This is a genomic window from Actinosynnema sp. NPDC023658, from assembly GCF_040639995.1.
Lineage (GTDB): Bacteria > Actinomycetota > Actinomycetes > Mycobacteriales > Pseudonocardiaceae > Actinosynnema.
Genome location: NZ_JBFAAX010000691.1, coordinates 1 through 3,072, shown reverse-complemented (window position 1 = coordinate 3,072; position 3,072 = coordinate 1). Strand labels below are relative to the sequence as shown.

6 protein-coding genes are annotated in these 3,072 nt (G+C 73.3%); 2 read left to right on the top strand and 4 right to left on the bottom strand.

The genetic code is table 11. The features are described from left to right. Positions 1 to 114: 114 nt before the first annotated feature. Positions 115 to 324 (bottom strand): DUF2795 domain-containing protein, encoded by a 210-nt coding sequence (locus AB0G02_RS33260; protein ID WP_360802228.1) that lies wholly within the window; start codon positions 322 to 324, stop codon positions 115 to 117. A gap of 176 nt (positions 325 to 500) precedes the next feature. Here AB0G02_RS33260 and AB0G02_RS33255 point away from each other — a divergent pair, with 176 nt between their 5' ends. Continuing rightward, positions 501 to 866, top strand: a complete 366-nt coding sequence (locus tag AB0G02_RS33255; RefSeq protein ID WP_360802225.1) for a helix-turn-helix domain-containing protein — start codon at positions 501 to 503, stop codon at positions 864 to 866. Positions 867 to 991: 125 nt separating this feature from the next. Next, a complete protein-coding gene (locus tag AB0G02_RS33250; RefSeq protein ID WP_360802222.1) occupies positions 992 to 1,330 on the top strand; it encodes a hypothetical protein in 339 nt (112 codons plus the stop codon). Between the two features lie 34 nt (positions 1,331 to 1,364). On the opposite strand, the gene AB0G02_RS33245 is transcribed toward AB0G02_RS33250, so the two are convergent. The 3 genes from AB0G02_RS33245 to AB0G02_RS33235 all read right to left on the bottom strand — a co-directional run. Then, positions 1,365 to 1,568, bottom strand: a complete 204-nt coding sequence (locus AB0G02_RS33245) for a tannase/feruloyl esterase family alpha/beta hydrolase (RefSeq protein WP_360802231.1) — start codon at positions 1,566 to 1,568, stop codon at positions 1,365 to 1,367. A gap of 306 nt (positions 1,569 to 1,874) precedes the next feature. Next, positions 1,875 to 2,360, bottom strand: coding sequence for a carboxymuconolactone decarboxylase family protein (locus AB0G02_RS33240; RefSeq protein ID WP_360802219.1), 486 nt, complete (start codon positions 2,358 to 2,360; stop codon positions 1,875 to 1,877). 184 nt (positions 2,361 to 2,544) lie between these two features. Further along, positions 2,545 to 3,072, bottom strand: a 528-nt coding sequence (locus AB0G02_RS33235; protein WP_360802216.1) for an alpha/beta hydrolase, incomplete at its 5' end; no start/stop codon positions are given.

Genomic DNA, 3,072 nt, shown 5'->3' with positions numbered 1-3,072 from the left:
GGGCCCCCCCCCCCCCCCGCTCCGCCCCCCCCCCCCCACCGTTTTGGTAACCCGCCCGGGGGGGGCCCCGGGGGGGGCCCCCCCCCCCCACCCCCCCGCCCTCCACCGGTTCGCTCAGACCTCGCGGTCCTGGTCGATCTCCGCCGCCTCGACCACCTCGTCGAAGGACTGGTAGAGGCGGTCCGGGACCGAGTGCAGCGCGTGCACGGTGTCCTCGTCCGCGTTGTTGCGCGACGCGTGGTCGACCAGCTGCCCCTTGTCCGCCGGGTACCCGACGTCGCGCAACACCGTGCGCAGCCTGTTCACCGTCGTCGTGTCGCTCATACCTCTCCCTCGCTCCGGACCGGCAGTCGTCCCCCGGTTACCCGGCCCCGGCGACCCGACACGTCCATGTCCGGCGACCACACCGCACCGCTCGGCCCGTGTGCGTCCGCCACATCGCCACGGCGGGTGCCGCTGTCCACCTTTCGGCTCGTGGTCCCGGCGAGGGGACGACCACGGTGACGGGCCGGCGCTGGGCCGGCACGGCGAGGCCACCGACGCGGCGGCGCTGGGCTCGGTCGGGATCCTGTTCGCGGGCAGGGCTGACATCGGCGCGTTCGTCCACTCGTCGATCGGCGCGGTGCCTGGACTACGACGAGGCCCGCGGCACCGACCTGGCGCAGACCCTCGACGCGTTCTGCGCGACCGGTCAGAGCGTCACCAACACCGCCCAGGCGCTGCAGCTGCACGTCAACACCGTCGCGCAGCGGCCGGCCCGGATCGGCCGGCTGCTCGGTGAGTCGTGGCGCGAACCCGAGCGGCTGCTGGAGGTGCAGATCGCGTTGCGGCTGCTGAAGGTGAGCAAGGGACAGCCGCGCCGGTGAGCACCCGGCAATGTGGCGCCGCACCACAGGGCGCGGCACACGCGGTGGCGCGACGACATGGATCCGCCCGCCACGCCTGCCTAGCGTGAGGTCACGCCACCGCAACCCCACCGAGGTCACGCCCGATGAGCCAGACCCGCGACCAGCTACCGACCCGCAACCTCGACGTCACGGTGTGGTCAGCCGACCGGGCGGAGGCTGCCGACTACGCCTCCCGGCGGCTGGCGGGCATCGTCCACGGCCTCGACCTCGCGGCGTTCGGCGTGGTGTGGGCGAACATGCGGCACGGGCACCGCGTCGGTGAGTTGCGCGCGCTCCCCCGCCTGGCCGACGCGCTGGACGAGTGGCTGGCCGAAGAACGACGGCGGACCCCGGTCGGCTCCGGCTGCCGCGCGCCCGCTCGACGGCGGACCGGGCGTCGGCGGACCGGTGCTCCCGGCCCGGTGCGCCGCCGCCGGGGCTGACCCGCGCCGGCCCCGACGGCCCCGTACCACCCGGCTACGGCTCGGTGCACGCGAAGCTGCGAGCCGAATCCGGGTCACCGACGCCGGTGTACCGCGGATAGGCAGGCGCTTCGCACAACGGCCGGGTACGGCCGGACGCGCCGGGGTTCTTGTCGGTGACCACCGGGTGCACGGGCGGGCGGTGGCGCTCCACCCACTGCTCCAGGGCACCGAGCGAATCCCAGCCCGCCGGGCCCATCCCTCTGCGGCCCATCCCTCTGCGGCCCATCCCTCTGCGGCCCATCCCTCTGCGGCACACACCATCGACGCGACCAGCGCCGCGGCGAGCCCCAGCACAGTCCACCCTCCGCCCACCCGCACCGGTGCGGGAACCGAACGGTAAGCACCTGTGCGGACCCGTCACCAGGTGGCCGGAGCACACTGGTCGGGCGGCGTCGCTGTGCCCATGCCACGGAGCGTTGTCCGGGTGCGGTGGCGGAAGTGGGACGGACCGGTCGGCCGGTGCTCGTCGCCCGGCCGACCTCGGACCCGCCCCCAGGAGGGCTCAGCCCGTGAAGGAGCTGAACATGCCGGGCTGGTAGGACCCTCCCTTCTGGTGCACCATCACCGCGAGCCGGTTGGCCGCGTTGATCAGGCCCACCAGGCAGACCAGCGCGGCGACCTGGTCGTCGTCGTAGTGCTTGCGCACCAACGCCCACGTCCCGTCCGACACGCCCTCGTGGGTGTCGGCGAGCCGGGTGCCCTCCTCGGCCAGGGCCAGCGCGGCCTGCTCGGCCTCGGTGAACACGGTGGACTCGCGCCAGGCCGCGACCAGGTTGAGCCGGACCTGGTCCTCACCGGCGGCCACGGCCTCCTTGGTGTGCATGTCGATGCACCAACCGCAGCCGTTGATCTGGCTGGCGCGCAACGACACCAGCTCCTGCGTGGACCTCGGCAGCGTCGACTGGTGGAGCACCAGGCCGGCGTTGGCGAACCGCTTGGCGAACTTGACGGCGATCTCGTTGGTCATCATGTCGAACCGTGGTTCCACGACCCGCTCCTCATCAGTGGTGCGCACTGGACGGCCACTAGATGCCGACGCCCCGGTCCTTGTGACAGGACGATTGCGTGACGTGGGTCATGCTCGGGAGGGCGCAACCGTTGTCCACTGTGGACACTGTGCAGCGCAGCACGGCCCTGCGAGTCGGGGGACGGGAGGGAGGGTCGGGCTGAGGTCAGCAGGTCCGGTCGCGGGCGGGGGCCGTGCCGAGCAGGTGGGCGTCCGCGGCGGACCGCGTGCACTCGTTGGCGTGGTAGACGCCGTGGCCGGGGCCGTCGAAGGTCACCAGGTGCGAGCCCTTCGCCTGCCGGTGCACGTTCTGCGCCCACTGGTACGGCGTGGCGACGTCGTAGCGGCTCGTCAGCAGGAGCAGCGGCGGGGCCTGATCGACGTCCAGGCGGTGCGGCGGGTTGGTCGGGCGGTCGGTGAAGCCGACGCACGCGGCGGCCTCGGTGTGGCCGATGAACGTGCCGCGCAACGTCGGCGCGGCGCGCAGCTCGGCCCGGCGCAACGCCCGGTACCGGTCGAAGTCCTCGAACCGCAGCGAGAAGTCCTGGCACACCACGGCGTAGGTCAGGGAGTTGTAGTTCGGTTCGAACGACGCCCGCACGTCGCCGGCCGCGGTCACGTCGCCGGCCGCCGGCACGCCGTCGGCGTCGCCCGCGTTGCCGACGTCCGCGATCAGTGACGCCAGGAGGTCCCA

What these genes read in the sequence shown, in the direction of transcription:
- AB0G02_RS33260 (WP_360802228.1), bottom strand. Translation starts at nt 324, where the DNA reads ATGAGCGACACGACGACGGTGAACAGGCTGCGCACGGTGTTGCGCGAC.
- AB0G02_RS33250 (WP_360802222.1), top strand. Translation starts at nt 992, where the DNA reads ATGAGCCAGACCCGCGACCAGCTACCGACCCGCAACCTCGACGTCACG.
- AB0G02_RS33245 (WP_360802231.1), bottom strand. Translation starts at nt 1,568, where the DNA reads ATGGGCCCGGCGGGCTGGGATTCGCTCGGTGCCCTGGAGCAGTGGGTG.